The 15,965-nt window shown below is 65.7% G+C and carries 15 protein-coding genes; 10 read left to right on the top strand and 5 right to left on the bottom strand.

Annotation, left to right across the window (positions count from 1 at the left end):
* The first annotated feature begins 12 nt into the window (after nt 1–12).
* A complete protein-coding gene (locus ETX26_RS12980; RefSeq protein ID WP_129525077.1) occupies nt 13–363 on the top strand; it encodes a hypothetical protein in 351 nt (116 codons plus the stop codon).
* Between the two features lie 8 nt (nt 364–371).
* Here ETX26_RS12980 and mnmA read toward each other — a convergent pair whose 3' ends face one another.
* The gene (mnmA, locus tag ETX26_RS12985) at nt 372–1,529 is read right to left on the bottom strand and encodes a tRNA 2-thiouridine(34) synthase MnmA (protein ID WP_129525078.1); all 1,158 of its coding nucleotides are present in this window, start codon (nt 1,527–1,529) and stop codon (nt 372–374) included.
* Nucleotides 1,530–1,656: 127 nt separating this feature from the next.
* On the opposite strand from mnmA, the gene ETX26_RS12990 reads away from it, so the two are divergent.
* The 6 genes from ETX26_RS12990 (at nt 1,657) to ETX26_RS13015 (ending at nt 8,845) form a co-directional block, all read left to right on the top strand.
* Nucleotides 1,657–1,938, top strand: a complete 282-nt coding sequence (locus ETX26_RS12990; protein WP_129525079.1) for a hypothetical protein — start codon at nt 1,657–1,659, stop codon at nt 1,936–1,938.
* 19 nt (nt 1,939–1,957) lie between these two features.
* Complete coding sequence (sciP, locus tag ETX26_RS12995) at nt 1,958–2,257, top strand: CtrA inhibitor SciP (RefSeq protein ID WP_129525080.1); 300 nt, start codon at nt 1,958–1,960, stop codon at nt 2,255–2,257.
* 151 nt (nt 2,258–2,408) lie between these two features.
* A complete protein-coding gene (locus ETX26_RS13000) occupies nt 2,409–2,675 on the top strand; it encodes a GlsB/YeaQ/YmgE family stress response membrane protein (RefSeq protein WP_129525081.1) in 267 nt (88 codons plus the stop codon).
* Nucleotides 2,676–2,884: 209 nt separating this feature from the next.
* Entirely contained in the window at nt 2,885–4,084 is a 1,200-nt protein-coding gene (locus tag ETX26_RS13005) for an efflux RND transporter periplasmic adaptor subunit (protein ID WP_129525082.1), read from the top strand.
* A gap of 4 nt (nt 4,085–4,088) precedes the next feature.
* Entirely contained in the window at nt 4,089–7,556 is a 3,468-nt protein-coding gene (locus ETX26_RS13010) for an efflux RND transporter permease subunit (protein ID WP_129525083.1), read from the top strand.
* Nucleotides 7,557–7,633: 77 nt separating this feature from the next.
* Complete coding sequence (locus ETX26_RS13015) at nt 7,634–8,845, top strand: DUF445 domain-containing protein (protein ID WP_129525386.1); 1,212 nt, start codon at nt 7,634–7,636, stop codon at nt 8,843–8,845.
* A 21-nt stretch (nt 8,846–8,866) separates the two neighbouring features.
* Here the strand turns inward: ETX26_RS13015 and ETX26_RS13020 are convergent, their stop codons facing one another.
* Entirely contained in the window at nt 8,867–9,796 is a 930-nt protein-coding gene (locus ETX26_RS13020) for an electron transfer flavoprotein subunit alpha/FixB family protein (protein WP_129525084.1), read from the bottom strand.
* Between the two features lie 147 nt (nt 9,797–9,943).
* Nucleotides 9,944–10,690: an electron transfer flavoprotein subunit beta/FixA family protein gene (locus ETX26_RS13025; RefSeq protein WP_129525085.1), complete on the bottom strand. Its 747-nt coding sequence runs from the start codon at nt 10,688–10,690 to the stop codon at nt 9,944–9,946.
* A gap of 207 nt (nt 10,691–10,897) precedes the next feature.
* Here ETX26_RS13025 and ETX26_RS13030 point away from each other — a divergent pair, with 207 nt between their 5' ends.
* Nucleotides 10,898–11,431, top strand: coding sequence for a DUF6265 family protein (locus ETX26_RS13030; protein WP_191984721.1), 534 nt, complete (start codon nt 10,898–10,900; stop codon nt 11,429–11,431).
* A gap of 19 nt (nt 11,432–11,450) precedes the next feature.
* Here ETX26_RS13030 and sucC read toward each other — a convergent pair whose 3' ends face one another.
* Nucleotides 11,451–12,650 carry an ADP-forming succinate--CoA ligase subunit beta gene (gene sucC, locus ETX26_RS13035; protein ID WP_129525086.1) on the bottom strand — a complete coding sequence of 400 codons (1,200 nt, stop codon included), beginning with the start codon at nt 12,648–12,650 and terminating at the stop codon, nt 11,451–11,453.
* Between the two features lie 112 nt (nt 12,651–12,762).
* On the opposite strand from sucC, the gene ETX26_RS13040 reads away from it, so the two are divergent.
* Nucleotides 12,763–13,542: a 3'(2'),5'-bisphosphate nucleotidase CysQ gene (locus ETX26_RS13040; protein ID WP_129525087.1), complete on the top strand. Its 780-nt coding sequence runs from the start codon at nt 12,763–12,765 to the stop codon at nt 13,540–13,542.
* Nucleotides 13,543–13,604: 62 nt separating this feature from the next.
* On the opposite strand, the gene ETX26_RS13045 is transcribed toward ETX26_RS13040, so the two are convergent.
* Entirely contained in the window at nt 13,605–14,294 is a 690-nt protein-coding gene (locus ETX26_RS13045; RefSeq protein WP_129525088.1) for an OmpA family protein, read from the bottom strand.
* Nucleotides 14,295–14,454: 160 nt separating this feature from the next.
* Between ETX26_RS13045 and ETX26_RS13050 the strand changes: the two genes are divergently transcribed.
* A complete protein-coding gene (locus tag ETX26_RS13050; protein WP_129525089.1) occupies nt 14,455–15,747 on the top strand; it encodes a hemolysin family protein in 1,293 nt (430 codons plus the stop codon).
* Nucleotides 15,748–15,965: the final 218 nt, after the last annotated feature.

Raw genomic sequence — 15,965 nt, forward strand, 5'->3', positions numbered from 1 at the left:
GCAGGCTTGGCAATGGCAAAAACTCCACCCCGCAAAGGCCCGCCGCGCCGCCGCCGCTGGCCGTTGGTGCTGGCGGTTCTGGCGCTGATCGCGGCTGGCGTCGCCTGGTATTTCCGCGCGCCGATGGCTGGCTATTCGCAAACCGCCGCAGCCTATTCCGCACGCGTGGCCTGCTCGTGCCGCTACCTCGGCGGACGCAGCCTGGAAGACTGCGAGAAGGACAAGCTGTCCGGCATGGAGCTCGTCATGCTGAGCGAGGATGCCGAGGCAAAGAGCGTCACCGCCCGTTTCCCCCTCCTCGCTAGCGAAACCGCCACCCTGCGCGACGGCTACGGCTGCGTGCTGGAGTCGTGGGAGGGGTAGCTCCCACGTTAGGCGGCCGCGCCCTCGGTCGAATCGATCCAGCCGCCGCCCACGACGCGTTCGCCAGCGTATATCACGGCGGCTTGGCCGGGGGCGACGCCGTATTCCGGGTTGGCGAAGCGGATCGTGCAGTGTGCGCCGTCGCCGAACGGGCCTTCGATGGTGATCGGGACGGGCTTCGCGAGGGACCGGACCTTGGCGGTCAGCGGTGCCTGCGAAAGCGGGCCGATGCGGTTGGTTTCGATCAGCCGGGCGGCAGTGACCGCGAGCATATGCCGCGGGCCGACTTTGACGGCGCGGCTTTCCGCGTCGATTCCGACGACATAGAGCGGTTCGGGCTGGCCGCCGATCTCGAGACCTTTGCGCTGGCCGACGGTGTAGTGGACGATGCCCCGATGCGTGCCAAGCGTCTCGCCGGTGGCGGCATGGACGATCGGCCCGGCTTCTCCGCCTTCGGGGCGCAGCGTCTTGACGATCCGGGCATAGTCGCCGTCGGGCACGAAGCAGATATCCTGGCTGTCGGGTTTGGCCGCGTTGCGCAGGCCGGCGCCTTCGGCCAGGCGGCGCACGTCGCTCTTCGGCAGGCCGCCCAGCGGGAAGCGCAGGAAGTCGAGCTGGTCCTCGGTCGTCGCATAGAGGAAGTACGACTGGTCGCGCGCCGGATCGAGCGCACGGTGGAGTTCGGGACCCGCGGCGCCCATGATCCGCCGCACATAGTGCCCGGTCGCTAGGCAGTCGGCGCCGAGCTCGCGCGCCATGCGGAACAGATCGGTGAACTTCGGCCCCATGTTGCAACGGATGCAGGGCACCGGCGTGCGCCCGGCGAGGTAATCGTCGGCGAACGTCTCGACCACTTCCTCACGGAATGCGCTCTCATGGTCGAACACGTAATGCGCGATACCGAGGCGGTCGGCGACGGCGCGCGCATCGGCGATGTCGTCGCCCGCGCAGCAGGCGCCCTTGCGCCCTGTCGCGGCGCCGTAATCGTAGAGCTGGAGGGTCACGCCGATCGTCTCCGCGCCGCTCGCGGCCGCCAGGGCTGCGACGACCGAAGAATCGACCCCGCCCGACATGGCCACGACGATCCGGCTCTCCCGCGCCGGGCGCGGCAGGTCGAACAGCGCGGCGCGATCGAGTTCGCGGGCGAAAGTGGCGGGTGCGTTCATGCGCGCGCCCATACACGTCCCGACGCCATCCATAAAGCGTTGCGGCGAGCGCGGTTTCGCCAATCCTCACCGATCGGTGAATCGCGGCTTTACCCGATCTTGACGATGTAGGGGATATAGGCGGCGCATGTTCGAAAGCACCATCGTTCCTGCCGTCGTCGGCAACCGGCCGACCGAGCGCGAGGCATTGCGCGCGCCCCGTTGGGACGAGGTCGTCGCACGCCTGGCGGCGGTGGACGACCTGCGCCACGCGATGACGACCCCCAGCGCCCACGGAGGCAATTTCGAGCGATTCGGCAAACGGGGAGAAGCGCTTCCGGCCCGGGAACAACGCCTCGTTAACCATAACGATTTAGGCCATGGCAAAGGCCCGGGCGGCAAGACCTTGCCGCCGCAAATGGCGCGGTAACCGGCGACCGAGAGACGTAATGATCGAGAACCAGAAATTTCGCCCTGCCCAGGTGATCGGCCCGCTCGGAGAGCCGCTCACGCTCGACGACCTGCCCCCGCGCAACACGAAGCGCTGGGTCGTGCGCCGCAAGGCGGAGGTGGTCGCTGCGGTGAACGGCGGCTTGCTGACCCTCGAGGAAGTGCTCGACCGCTATGCCCTTACGCTGGAGGAGTTCGCGTCCTGGCAGCGCGCGGTCGATCGCTCGGGTATGCAGGGCCTGCGGGTTACCCGCATCCAGCATTATCGCGATCTCTACGAGCGCCAGTTCAAGTACTGAGCGAGTCCTCTCGTCCCGCGCTCATTTGCTCACGGCCTAGCCGTCGGCCCACATTTATCGTATCCTTCCGCCGCGGCATGCAAAATGCCGGGGAACCGCAATGCCTTGCGCTTCGTTGAACCAGGCATCGCACAAACAGGAGGATTTCCGAATGGGATGGATTATCGCAATCATCGTCGGCGGCATCGCCGGCTGGCTGGCGAGCCTGGTGATGAACCGCGACGCCTCGATGGGCATCTTCTGGAACGTCGTGGTGGGCTGCATCGGCTCATTGATCGGTAATGCTCTGGCCGGGCCACTGTTCGGTGTCGAGGGGAGCGTGCAGGAGTTTTCGCTCACCGGCCTCATCATCGCCTTGGTCGGCGCGATCGTACTGCTGGCGATCGTAAATCTGATCCAGCGCGGCCGCGTTCGGTAGACATACGATCTCTTGAAGTCACGAAAGGGCGGGCGCGGCGGGAGCTGCGTCCGCCCTTCGGCCTTTCGGAGGTCATTCGTCGGGTGCATATGCCCCCCGTCGAACGGTGCATTGCCGCGCGCGGCGCAGCAGTTTAATGGCGACCGGCTATTGCCAGGAGTGAGTTATAGGGGTAACACACTTCCCGGTTCCGGAAGGCTGAAAGCGTGATGAACTACGAAACGACCGTCACGGCCGAGAGGGCCGAGGGCTATCCCGCCGATCTCGGTGACGAGACGGACGCGCGTACGCGTCGGCGACGCCGGCTGCTCATAATCGGCGTGATCGCGCTGATCGTGCTTGGCGGAATCGCGTTTTTCGTGATCCGCGGTGGCGGCACGGGCGCCGTCGGACCGGGGGATGACGAATCGCAGCTCCCGGTGATTTCGGTGATCACGCCGGGGCGCACGACTATCGAAGGCCAGATCGAGGCGAGCGGGACGCTGGCCGCACGCCGGCCGATGCCGGTCGGATCGGTCGGCGAGGGTGGGCGCGTCCTTTCTGTGCCTGTCGATGCCGGCGACTGGGTCTCCGAAGGACAGGTCCTGGCGGTGATCGACCGCGCGGTGCAGGTACAGCAGATCGCTTCGGCGCGGGCCAATGTTGGCGTTGCCGAAGCCGACGCCGATCTCGCGCAGGCCGATCTCGACCGCGCGCTGCAGCTCGTCGATCGCGGCTTCATCTCGCAGGCCGACGTCGATCGGCTGACGGCGACGCGTGACGCGGCACGCGCACGGGTGCAAGTCGCCCGCGCGCAGCTCCGCGAGCTTCAGGAGCGCACCGCGCGGCTCAACATCTACGCGCCGGCATCGGGCCTCCTGCTCGAACGCAATGTCGAGCCCGGACAGACGGTCGCCGGGGGCGGGGGCACGGCGCTGTTCACCATCGCCAAGGGAGGCGAGATGGAAATGCTCGCCAAGGTGAGCGAATCCGATCTCGCCCAGCTTTCGGTCGGGACCCAGGCTACCGTGACGCCGGTGGGAACCGACGAGCGCTTCACCGGCCAGATCTGGCAGCTCTCGCCTACCATCGAGCAGGCGAACCGGCAGGGCACCGCGCGTATCGCACTTTCCTATGCGCCCGAATTGCGGCCGGGCGGCTTCGCCAGCGCCACGATCGGCAGCGGGACTATGGTCGCGCCGATGCTGCCGGAATCGGCGATCCTGTCGGACGACCAGGGCAGCTATGTCTATGTCATCGACGACGAGAACAAGGCGCAGCGCCGAGGGATCAGTCTCGGCCTCGTCACGAGCGGGGGCATTGCGATCACCAGCGGGTTGACGGGCAACGAACGGGTCGTGCTGCGTGCGGGCGGGTTCCTGACGGAAGGCGAAACGGTTTCGCCGCGCAAGGTCACGGACGGGAAGTAAACGCATGAACTTCCGCAACATCTCCGCCTGGTCGATACGCAACCCGGTCATTCCGCTCGTTTTCTTCACGGCGCTGCTGCTGGCGGGGTTGATGGCATTCGCGCGGATGGATGTTGTCAACAACCCCGATATCGAGTTCCCGGCGGTCAACGTCTCCATCTCGCAGCCCGGTGCTGCTCCGACCGAGATCGAGAACCAGATCACCCAGCGGGTCGAGTCGGCCGTGCGCTCGATCAATGGCGTGAAGTCGATCAACTCCACCGCCAGCGAAGGCAGCTCGAGCACGTTCATCGAGTTCGAGATCGGCACCGATCCGAACGACGCCGTCGCCGAGGTCAAGAATGCGGTCGATCAGATCCGCAGCAGTCTTCCCGACGGGATCATCGAACCGCGCGTGACGAAGGAAGAGATCGCGGGCGGCTTCCTCGGCATCTTCGCGGTCGAAGCCGACGACATGACGATCGAGCAGCTGAGCTGGTTCATCGACGACACCGTGGCGAAGCGGCTGCTTTCGGTCGAGGGCATGGCCGAAGTAAACCGCTTCGCGGGCGTCGACCGCGAGATCGAGGTCATTATCGATCTCGAACGGATGCAGGCCTTCGGCGTCACCGCCAGCCAGATCAACAACGTGCTGCGGCAGACCAACCTCGACGCGGCGGGCGGCAACACGGAGGTCGGCGGCACGCGCCAGTCGGTCCGCGTCCTGGGCAGCACCGAGACCGCTTACGAGCTGTCGCAGCGGCAGATCCAGCTGGGCGACGGAAGGACCGTAAAACTGGCTGATGTCGCCACGGTGCGCGACGGCTACAGCGAGCGGACCTCGATCAGCAAGGTGCGTGACAAGGAAGTGGTCAACTTCGCGATGTCGCGCGCCAAGGGTGCCTCCGACGTCACCGTGTTCGACGCGGCGATGGAAGAGATCGAGAAGATCGAGGCCGAGAACCCCGGCGTGCGCTTCATTCCGCTGTTCAACACCGTCCAGTACACCGAAGAGCAGTACGAAAGCTCGATGGCGGCCATGATCGAGGGCGCGATCCTCGCTGTCGTCGTGGTCTTCTTCTTCCTGCGAGACTGGCGGGCGACAGTGATTTCGGCCATCGCGATCCCGCTCTCGGCCATCCCGACGTTCTGGTTCATGGACTTGCTCGGGTTCAATCTCAACTCGCTCTCACTGCTCGCGCTCGGCCTCGTCGCGGGTGTCCTGGTCGACGACGCGATCGTCGAGATCGAGAACATCGTGCGCCACATGCGCATGGGCAAATCCGCCTATCAGGCGTCGATCGACGCCGCGGACGAAATCGGCCTGCCGGTGGTCGCGACCAGCTTCTGCATCGTTGCAGTGTTCCTGCCGGTCGGGCTGATGCCCGGCATTTCGGGGCAGTTCTTCAAGAACTTCGGCATCACCGTGGTGATAGCGGTGCTGATGTCGCTGGCGGTTGCGCGCATGATCACGCCGATGCTGGCCGCCTATTTCCTCAAGGCAAAGGGCCACGCGGCGCATGGCGAGGGGCCGATGATGGACCGCTACATGCGCGTCCTCGCCTGGTCGCTCAATCGCGGAAAGATGCATGCCCGCCGCGAAGGGCTGGAGGGGCCGCGCAATCGCTTCCTCTATGGCCTCGGGTTCCTGGCAACGGTCCTGCTGCTCATCGTCGTACCGTTCATCGTCGTCTTCGGGGCGTACAACGCGCTGCAGGCAATCAGCATACCCGAAACGGTTGCGGGCGCTCTATTCGCTAGCGGCGAAGGAATCTTCCACTTCCTTGTCCTCAAGCTGATCGAGATCGTCGAACTCCTGCTTGTCGTGTTGATCGGCTTCGGCGCCGGATGGGGCCTGCTCAAGCTGATAGGGCTTCCCTGGCGGATGATCGGTGGCGGCATCCACGACACCTGGCGCTGGCTCGAGGCGCGGTTCTACGATCACCGCGTGTGGATGATGATGACCGGCTATTTCGCGCTGATCCTCACCATCCTGCTGTTCATGAACGTTCCGCCGCAGTTCCAGCCGAACATCAACAGCGATAACAGCCGTGTCGAGATCGAGATGGTTCCCGGCACCACGCTCGAGACCACCGAGCGCGTTGCGGACGAGGTGGCCGGGATTCTCTATGAAGAACCGGAAGTGCTGCGGGCGCTCGAACGGGTGCGGGTCGGCAACGCTTCTATCTTCATTACACTGAAGCCCGATCGCGAGCGGACCTCGGTCGAGTTCGAGCGCGCGCTCGCGCCGAGGCTCGCGCAGATTCCCGACGCGCGGGTGCGCTTCCAGTCGCAATCGGGCGGCTTCGGCAGCGGGCGCGACCTGACGGTGATGCTCGCCGGGTCCGATCCCGACCTGCTGGAGGAAACCGCCGCGACCCTGGTCGAGCAGATGAAGGGGCTCGACACGCTCGTCGCGCCGCGCATCAGCGCGGATATCAACCGGCCCGAAATCATCATCGAGCCGCGCACCGACCTTGCTGCGGAACTGGGTGTAACCACCGCCGCGCTCAGCCAGACGATCCGCATCGCCACGCTTGGCGAGATCGAGCAGAACGCGGCAAAGTTCTCGCTTGCAGACCGCCAGATTCCGATCCGCGTGAAGCTGCCTGAGCAGTCGCGCGAGGATTTGACGACGATCGAGAACCTGCCGGTACCGACCCGCACCGGAGGCACCGTGCCCCTTTCGCGCGTTGCCGACATCAGTTTCGGCTCGGGGCCGACCACGATCCAGCGCTACAATCAGAACCGCCGCGTGCTCATCGGCGCCGATCTCGCGCAAGGCATCGTGAAAGGGGAGGCGCAGGCACAAGTCGATGCTCTGCCGATCCTGCAGGACTTGCCGCAAGGCGTGATCCGCGACCTGGTAGGCGACGACGAATGGCAGCAGGAGATGATGTCGAGCCTCCTGGTCGCCATCGTTTCGGGCATTCTGCTGGTCTTCGCAGTGCTCGTGCTGCTCTACAAGCGAGTGATGAGCCCGCTGGTCAACATGACCTCGCTCGCGCTTGCGCCGCTCGGCGGCATCTTCCTCGTGTGGCTGGTCGGCCAACCGCAATCCATGCCGGTCTATATCGGTATCCTGTTGCTGCTCGGCATCGTGTCGAAAAACTCGATCCTGCTGATCGACTTCGCGATCGAGGAAATGGACAAGGGCGTGCGCAAGCTGGACGCGATCATGGATGCCGGGCACAAGCGCGCGCAGCCGATCGTGATGACCACCGTGGCGATGACGGCAGGCATGATCCCGGTCTCACTGTCGCTCTCGGGTGACGGCGCTTGGCGGGCGCCCATGGGAACCGTGGTGATCGGTGGGCTCATCATGTCGACCGTTCTCACGCTGCTCATCGTTCCCGCCGGCTTCAGTCTGGCGGACGGTCTGGAGAAGCGACTCGGCCCCTGGCTGCGGGGCAGGCTGCTCACGTACCGGCCCGACGAGGAAGGCCGGAACGGCGCCACTCCGTCGACGCCGGGACCGCATCCCGCGGAGTGAGCGGCGAAACCCCGCCGCCACCTGCGCGTTTCCTCGCCATGAGGCGCGCTCCGTTCCCGCCTGACCGTGCGCGCCGCATGCGCATGACCGCCACGGCCATGCTGGTGGCCATGGCGGGGGTGTTCCTGTTCTCACATCAGTATCTCGCTGTGCATCCCGCCTGGGGCTACGTGCATGCCTTCGCCGAGGCGGCGATGGTCGGCGGGCTGGCCGACTGGTTCGCGGTCACGGCGCTGTTCCGCCATCCGCTCGGTCTGCCGATCCCCCACACTGCGATCATTCCCGAGAACAAGGATCGCATTGCGGATACGATGGCGCAGTTCCTCCGCGACAACTTCCTCACGCCTGCCGTCGTCGCAAGGCGGATGCAGACGTTGAACCTCGCGCGGGCCGTCGGCGACTTCCTCGTCAAACCAGGCGGCGGGGCGCAATCGCGGATCGGCGCAGGGGCGGCCGAGCTGTTCGCGGGCGTACTCGAATCGCTCGATCCGGAGCGGCTCGGCGGCCAGGTGCGCAGCGGTCTGAAGCACCAGCTATCCAAGCTTGAGGCCGCGCCCCTGCTCGGACAGATGCTCAGCGCTGCTATCGCGGACAAGCGCCACCTGCCGCTGATCGACAGCATCATCCGCTGGGCCGGCCTCACGCTGGAAGACAATGAGGAGATGGTCCGCGCGATGATTCATGAGCGCGCCAATGCGCTGCTGCGCTGGACCGGGCTCGACGAACGTCTGGCGAATTCGGTTCTCGACGGGCTCTACCGCCTCCTTGCCGAAGTGCTGGTCGATCCCCACCATCCGCTACGCGGCAAGGTCGAGGAGGGGCTGGAGAAGGTCGCGCACGACCTCGTCCATGATCCCGAGGCACGCGCCAAGGTCGAGCAAATGAAGCGCGAGCTGCTCGACAACCCGGCGGTCGCCGACTGGTGGCAGGGCGTCTGGGAGCGAATGCGGACCAGCCTGATCGCTATGGCTCGGGATCCCGATTCGACGCTCGATGGCTGGCTGGGCGGTACTCTCGCCGAGCTCGGCGGCGCGTTACGCGACGACCCGCGCTTGCAGATGCAGGTGAACCGCTTCGCCCGCCGCACCGCCGTAGGCATCGCGACCCGCTACGGCGGTCAGATCGTGCAGCTCGTCTCCGAAACGGTCCGCCGCTGGGACGCGCGCACGATCACCGACCGCCTCGAGAACGCCGTCGGCCGCGACCTCCAGTTCATCCGCATCAACGGCACGCTTGTCGGCGGACTGGTCGGCGTGACCATTCATGCCGCCGGCCAGGCGCTCGGCTAATCACCGCCTACGGGCGGAGCATCAAAGCTTCTCGGTCAGCTCCGGGACGGCCTTGAACAGGTCCGCCACCAGGCCGATGTCGGCGACCTGGAAGATCGGTGCGTCCTCGTCCTTGTTGATGGCGATGATGGTCTTGGAGTCCTTCATGCCGGCGAGGTGCTGGATGGCGCCCGAGATGCCGATCGCGAAATAGACTTCGGGCGCGACGATCTTGCCTGTCTGGCCGACCTGGTAGTCGTTTGGGACGTAGCCCGCATCGACCGCCGCACGGCTCGCACCCACGCCTGCCCCGAGCTTGTCGGCAAGCGGCATGATGTACTCCTCGAAGGTCGCTGCATCCTTGAGCGCGCGGCCGCCCGAGACGATCACCTTGGCACTGGTGAGTTCGGGGCGCTCGCTCTTGGCGAGCTCCTGCCCGACGAAGCTCGAGATCCCGGCGTCGCCCGAGCCGGAGACCGCCTCGACCGTGCCGGAGCCGCCTTCGGCGCTGGCTTTGTCGAAAGCCGTCCCGCGCACGGTGATGACCAGCTTGAGATCGCTCGATTCGACCGTCGCGATTGCGTTGCCGGCATAGATCGGCCGGGTGAAGGTCTTCTCCCCCTCGACCGACAGGATATCGGAGATCTGCATCACATCGAGCAGTGCAGCGACGCGCGGGGCGATGTTCTTGCCGGTGGTCGTCGCAGGCGCGAGGAAGGCGTCGTGATCCTTCATCAGCTCGGCCGCGAGCGGCGCGACGTTCTCGGCCAGCTGGTGCTCGTAGGCGGGATCGTCGGCGACATGGACCTTCTCCACGCCTTCGATTTTCGCGACCGCCTCTGCCACGGCCCCGCAGCCGCTGCCGGCGACGAGCAGGTGCACCTCGCCGAGCTTTGCCGCGGCCGCAACGGTGGCCAGCGTCGCGTCTTTCACCGAAGCGTTGTCGTGTTCGACCAGAACCAGCGTTTTCATGATTTCCTACCTCAAAGTCCGTTCGCCCTGAGCCCTTCGACTCCGCTCAGGACATGCTTGTCGAAGGGCCGCACTTTCTTCATCCGAGCGCCCGAAGAAGGACGGTGCTTCGACAAGCTCAGCACGAACGGATGATGGATTCGAAGCTCAAGCGATCCCGAGCGCCTTGATCTTGGCGACCAGCTCATCGACGTCCGCTACCTTCACGCCCGCCTGGCGCACAGGCGGTTCGGACACATTGGTCGTCTTGAGACGCGGGGCGGTGTCGACGTCGTAGTCGGCCGGGCTCTTGGTATCCAGCGGCTTCTGCTTCGCCTTCATGATGTTCGGCAGCGAGGCATAGCGCGGCTCGTTCAGACGCAGGTCGGTGGTGACGATCGCCGGCAGCGTGAGCTTCACCGTTTCGAGACCGCCGTCGATCTCGCGCTTCACCGTCACACTCTCCCCGTCCAGCTCGACAGTGTTGGCAAAGGTGCCCTGCGGCCGCCCGGTCAGCGCCGCCAGCATCTGGCCGGTCTGGTTCGAATCGTCGTCGATGGCTTGCTTGCCGAGGATCACCAGGCCGGGCTGCTCAGCGTCATAGATGGCCTTGAGGATCTTGGCCACCGCCAGTGGTTCGACTTCGTCGTCGGTCTGCACCAGAATCGCGCGGTCAGCGCCCATGGCGAGCGCCGTGCGCAGCGTCTCCTGCGCCTTGGCCGGGCCGATCGAGACTGCCACGATCTCCTCCGCCTTGCCCGCTTCCTTGATCCGGATCGCCTCTTCCACCGCGATCTCGTCGAACGGATTCATGCTCATCTTGACGTTCGCGAGATCGACACCCGAGCCGTCGGCCTTCACCCGCGGCTTCACGTTGTAGTCGATCACCCGCTTCACGGGCACGAGGATCTTCATGGATCGTCCTTCCTCATCGATTGCGCGGAGCCCGCCTAGCTCGCGTTTACGTAAGCGTCAAGCACGGGACTCGTCGTTCAGTGGTGCAACTTCCCGCCATCCCTCGCGTTCCGCACCGGCGGGGTCAAGCCTCGATTGGCTCCGGCGCTTTACCGGAGCAGGGTTCCGGCGTAGCTTCCGGGATGTCACTCCGGTGGAGGATCGGCCATGCTACGAAACGCGCTGTTTCTGTTTGCCGCCGCGCTCGCCGCCCCGGCTACGGCGCAGGAGACGCGGGTCGCACCTGAAGCGCATGTTCCTCCGCCTGCGACCGTAGCGGACGCGGCCTGGCTGATCGGCGACTGGACCGGTGCCGGCGTCGACGGCGCTGCTGCGGCGGAGACCTGGCTGCCACCCTCGGGCGGTACGATGGCCGGCTTGTTCGTCCAGGAAGACCCAGAAGGCCGGCTCATGTTCACCGAGCACATGTACCTGACCGAGGAGGGCGGGAGCCTCGTCCTCAAGCTCAAGCACTTCAACCCGGACCTGACGGGCTGGGAGGAAAAGGACGATATGGTCCGCTTCCCGCTGATCTCGATCGAGCCGTGCGCGGCCTACTTCAGCGCGCTGACATATCGCTGCGACGGAGAGGGCGGGTTGGTCGTCGCCGTCCGGATGAAGAGCGAGGGAGACGAGGTCAAGGAACTCGTTTTCCGCTATGCGCGCCGCGAACGGGCGGCACGAGCGGAGCCGACGTCCTAACGCCGGCTCCGCGCGCGGTTCACGCCGCCTTCTTGACCTCCGCGACGATTTTCCGCGCCGCATCACCGAGATCGTCGGCGCTGACGATCGGCAGACCCGAGTTGTTGAGGATGTCCTTGCCCTTCTCGACATTGGTGCCTTCGAGGCGGACGACCAGCGGGACCGAGAGGTTCACGTCCTTCGCCGCGGCGACGATCCCGTCGGCGATGACGTCGCACTTCATGATCCCGCCGAAGATGTTGACCAGGATGCCCTCAACCGCCGGATCCTTGAGGATGATCTTGAACGCCGCGGTCACCTTCTCGCGGTTGGCGCCGCCGCCGACGTCGAGGAAGTTCGCCGGGAAGGCGCCGTTGAGCTTGATGATGTCCATCGTCGCCATGGCGAGGCCCGCGCCGTTGACCATGCAGCCGATGTTGCCGTCGAGCTTGATGTAGGCGAGATCGTATTCGCTCGCCTCGACCTCGGCCGGGTCTTCCTCGGTCTCGTCGCGCATCGCCTCGACGTCCTTGTGGCGATAGAGCGCGTTCGAATCGAAGCTCATCTTGGTGTCGAGCACCAGCAGATTGCCATCCTCGGTCTCGACCAGCGGATTGATCTCCAGCATCGAGCAGTCGAGGTCCATGAAGGCGGTGTAGAGCTGCTTCGCCAGCTTCTGGGCCTGCTTGTTGAGCTCGCCCGTCAGCTTGAGTGCGAAGGCGACCGCGCGACCGTGGTGCGGCATGAAGCCCTGCGCGGGATCGATCGTGAGGGTGGTGATCTTCTCCGGCGTGTCGTGCGCCACCTGCTCGATATCCATCCCGCCTTCGGTGGAGACGATCATCGCGACGCGTCCTGTCGCGCGGTCGACCAGCATCGAGAGGTAGTATTCGGATGCGATGTCGACCCCGTCGGTCACATAGAGCCGGTTCACCTGCTTGCCCGCCTCGCCCGTCTGCACGGTCACCAGCGTGTTGCCGAGCATCTCACGCGCGTTGGCCTCGACCTCCTCGACCGATTTGGCGAGCCGCACGCCGCCCTTGGCATCCGGGCCGAGCTCCTTGAACTTGCCCTTGCCGCGCCCGCCGGCGTGGATCTGCGCCTTCACCACGTAAAGCGGCCCCGGAAGCTGCTTCGCCCCTGCGACCGCTTCCTCCACCGTGAGAGCCGCATGGCCGGCGGGAATCCCGATCCCATACTTCGCGAGCAGTTCCTTGGCCTGGTATTCGTGGATGTTCATGGTGGTGCGCTTTCCGCTTGTTGTTCGGGAGGGATCGGAGCTTTGCGTCCGCGCCTAAGCATGGATTCCCGCGCTTGAAAAGTGTCGCGTCCGCTCCCAACGGTGTTGGACGATGATAGACCGTTCGCGTCTGGAGAATATCGTCCGCGAGGCCGGGCGGATCGCGCTCGCCGCCTGGCCGGGGGCGGGGCATGCCGTCGAGACTTGGGAGAAGACCCCCGGCAATCCGGTCTGCGCTGCCGATCTCGCGGTAGACACGTTCCTCAAGCGCGAACTCGGCCGCCTCCTGCCGGCGGCGGGATGGCTGTCCGAGGAAACGGCCGACGATGCAGCCAGGCTGGACAAGGGGCTGATCTGGCTGGTCGATCCGATCGACGGGACGCGCGATTTCATCCGCGGACGTACGGGATGGACGGTTTCCGTCGCACTCATCAGCGAGAAGCGGCCGCTGATCGGCATGCTCGCGGCGCCGGCACGCGAGGAGGAATGGATCGGCATTTCCGGCCAGGGGTCCTGGCGCAACGGCAAGCGGCTCCAGGCTTCCGACCGCAAGGCGTTTGCAGGCGCGCGTGTGCCCGCCGATTCGCTGTCGAAGGAGGATCGCGACCTGCAGATGGTCGCCAAGCCCAACTCGATCGCCCTCCGCGCGGCAATGGTCGCAGCGGACGAGGCGGATCTGCTCGCCACGCTCCGTTGGGGGTTCGAATGGGACATCGCTGCCGCGGCACTGATCGCACGCGAGGCGGGTGCGGCGATCAGCGACGCCTTCGGGCAGCCGCTGAACTACAACAAGCGCGACCCGCGCGCCTTCGGGCTGCTGGTGAGTGCGCCCGGAATTCACGCAGCCGCAGTCGAACGGCTCTCGGAACGGGCGGTGAAACTGACGCGCTGAGATGAAAAAGGGCCGGCGCAAGGCCGGCCCCCTCGTTCCGCCTCGGGCGGAATCCGTGTCGGTTACCGGTTTTGCGCGGCGTCGATCTCTTCCTGGCTGATCGGAATGATCTTGATCTCCACGCGGCGGTTGAGGCGGCGGCCCTCCTCGGTCGAATTGTCGGCGACCGGCATGGTCTCGCCGAAGCCTTGCCAGCGGACACGCGCGGAATTGACGCCTTGGCTGGTGAGGTAATTGGCGACCGTTTGCGCGCGGCGTTCCGAAAGCCCCTGGTTGAACGAGTCCGAACCGGTCGAATCGGTATGGCCGTAAACGTCGACCAGGCTGTTGGGATACTGCTTCAGGCTCGCCGCCACATCGTTGAGGGTCGAGCGGAAGGCCGGCTTCAGCGTCGCACTCCCCACATCGAAGGTCACCCCGTCGGGCAGGTTGACGAGAATCGCCTGGCCATCGTCGACTTCGGTCACGTCGACGCCCGAACCGGCGGTCGATTCGCGCAGTTCCTTGATCTGCTGGTCCATCCTGTAGCCGACCACGCCGCCGATCGCGCCGCCACCGACCGCGCCGATAATGCGCCCGGTCTTGCCGCCGATCAGGCCGCCGAGGAGAGCGCCCGCAGCCGCGCCGCCCACGCCGCCGATAGCAGTGCGGGAGATCTTCCGCTCGCCGGTGTTGGGGTCGGTCACGCAGGCGGAAACGGTCACCAGCGACATCGCGGCGAAACTGGCAACGATTATTCTTGATGTTTTCATGGGATTTCCCCTCTTGCTACGAACCTTGCGCCCACGCGGGGCCGGACGCGCCCACCTGCGCCTCGTGCCTTAAAACACCGCAGTGGCAAGCCTGTTCCCCCGAGGGCACGCCCATGCGTACAATGGTGGCTTCGTCCTACAAGTGTGATAGCGCAGAACTGTGACACCCTTTCCCTGGCCAGACGTTTTGATCATCGCGGGCTTGATCGTCCTCAATGGCATCTTCGCGATGTCGGAACTCGCGATCGTTTCGGCCAAGACGTCGCACCTCAAGAGCGTGGCCGACAAAGGCAGCCGAGCGGCCGAGACCGCGCTTTCGCTTGCGGCGGACCCGGGCAAGTTCCTGTCGACCGTACAGATCGGCATCACGCTGGTCGGGATCGTCGCGGGCGCCTATTCGGGCGCAAGCCTCGGCGGACCCGTGGGGGAGCGGCTCGAGGCGATGGGCCTGCCCCCCCTCTATGCGGATGAAGTGGGCTTTGCGCTCGTCATCGCTCTCACGACATATGCCAGCCTCGTGGTCGGCGAACTCGTGCCCAAGCAGATCGCGTTGCGCGCCGCAGTGCCGATTTCCCTGATCATGGCCCGCCCGATGGCGTTTCTCGCGCGGGTGGCGGCGCCGCTCGTGTGGCTGCTCGACACATCTTCGGGCCTGCTCATCCGGCTCCTTGGCGTGCGGCCCGGCGGGCAGTCGAGTGTGACGGCGGAAGAGCTGCACATGATATTCGCCGAAGCGACCCGCTCGGGCGTGCTGGAGGTCGAGCAGCATCAACTCCTCGCGGGTGTCGTCCGCCTGGGAGATCGCCCGGTCCGCGAGGTGATGACCCCCCGCACCGAGCTGGACTGGGTCGATGCCGACGCGAGCGAGGCCGAGATCCGGTCCGTGATCGCGGCGAGCCCGCACTCGCTCCTTCCGGTTGCCGAAGGTTCCGCCGATCGCGTCATCGGCGTGGTCAAGGTGCGCGACGTGCTTGCGCGGCTGGTCGCGGGTGAAGCGGTCTCGCTGCGAGACATCATGCGCAGGGCCGAAGTCGTGCCGGATCAACTCGATGCGATGGACGCGCTGCGAGTGCTCCAGCAGTCGGAAGTCGCCATGGCCATGGTCCACGACGAGTACGGCCATCTCGACGGAATCGTCACTCCGGCGGACCTGCTGACCGCAATGGCGGGACGCTTCGCGAGCGACCGGGAGGAAGGCGACCGACCCGTCATGGTCGAGCGGGCGGACGGATCGCTGCTGGTCTCGGGTGCGCTCTCGGCCGACGATCTCGCCGATCGGCTGGATCTCGAGTATCGGGAGGACCGCGAATTCGCAACGGTCGCGGGCTACGTCCTGTCGGTGCTCAAGAACCTGCCGCGGGAAGGGGAAAGCTTCACCGACCAGGGCTGGCGCTTCGAAGTGGTCGATATGGACGGCCGCAAGATCGACAAGCTGCTCGTGAGCAGGGAGTAGGGAATCCCTGTCTTCGTACAGGCATCCGCCTGTGCGATGTCTTCGGCACGCGGTCGCGCTCGCGGTGGCGGGCGCCGACCGAACCTTTTCCCAGCCATGGCTGTCAGGGGGAATTCCGGTTCGCGCTTGCGAACCGCCACGCCAACTGGCCGCTCGCAGCAACCGAAGGGAGCGAGGATATCGCACGCACGGATGCGCGCGCGGAAAAACAATAGACG

Origin of the sequence: Pelagerythrobacter rhizovicinus (assembly GCF_004135625.1) — a bacterium.
Lineage (GTDB): Bacteria > Pseudomonadota > Alphaproteobacteria > Sphingomonadales > Sphingomonadaceae > Pelagerythrobacter > Pelagerythrobacter rhizovicinus.

Coding starts and splice junctions, on each gene's coding strand:
- ETX26_RS12980 (WP_129525077.1), top strand. CDS start 13: ATGGCAAAAACTCCACCCCGCAAAGGCCCGCCGCGCCGCCGCCGCTGG.
- mnmA (WP_129525078.1), bottom strand. CDS start 1,529: ATGAACGCACCCGCCACTTTCGCCCGCGAACTCGATCGCGCCGCGCTG.
- ETX26_RS12990 (WP_129525079.1), top strand. CDS start 1,657: ATGTTCGAAAGCACCATCGTTCCTGCCGTCGTCGGCAACCGGCCGACC.
- sciP (WP_129525080.1), top strand. CDS start 1,958: ATGATCGAGAACCAGAAATTTCGCCCTGCCCAGGTGATCGGCCCGCTC.
- ETX26_RS13000 (WP_129525081.1), top strand. CDS start 2,409: ATGGGATGGATTATCGCAATCATCGTCGGCGGCATCGCCGGCTGGCTG.
- ETX26_RS13005 (WP_129525082.1), top strand. CDS start 2,885: ATGAACTACGAAACGACCGTCACGGCCGAGAGGGCCGAGGGCTATCCC.
- ETX26_RS13010 (WP_129525083.1), top strand. CDS start 4,089: ATGAACTTCCGCAACATCTCCGCCTGGTCGATACGCAACCCGGTCATT.
- ETX26_RS13015 (WP_129525386.1), top strand. CDS start 7,634: ATGCGCATGACCGCCACGGCCATGCTGGTGGCCATGGCGGGGGTGTTC.
- ETX26_RS13020 (WP_129525084.1), bottom strand. CDS start 9,796: ATGAAAACGCTGGTTCTGGTCGAACACGACAACGCTTCGGTGAAAGAC.
- ETX26_RS13025 (WP_129525085.1), bottom strand. CDS start 10,690: ATGAAGATCCTCGTGCCCGTGAAGCGGGTGATCGACTACAACGTGAAG.
- ETX26_RS13030 (WP_191984721.1), top strand. CDS start 10,898: ATGCTACGAAACGCGCTGTTTCTGTTTGCCGCCGCGCTCGCCGCCCCG.
- sucC (WP_129525086.1), bottom strand. CDS start 12,650: ATGAACATCCACGAATACCAGGCCAAGGAACTGCTCGCGAAGTATGGG.
- ETX26_RS13040 (WP_129525087.1), top strand. CDS start 12,763: ATGATAGACCGTTCGCGTCTGGAGAATATCGTCCGCGAGGCCGGGCGG.
- ETX26_RS13045 (WP_129525088.1), bottom strand. CDS start 14,294: ATGAAAACATCAAGAATAATCGTTGCCAGTTTCGCCGCGATGTCGCTG.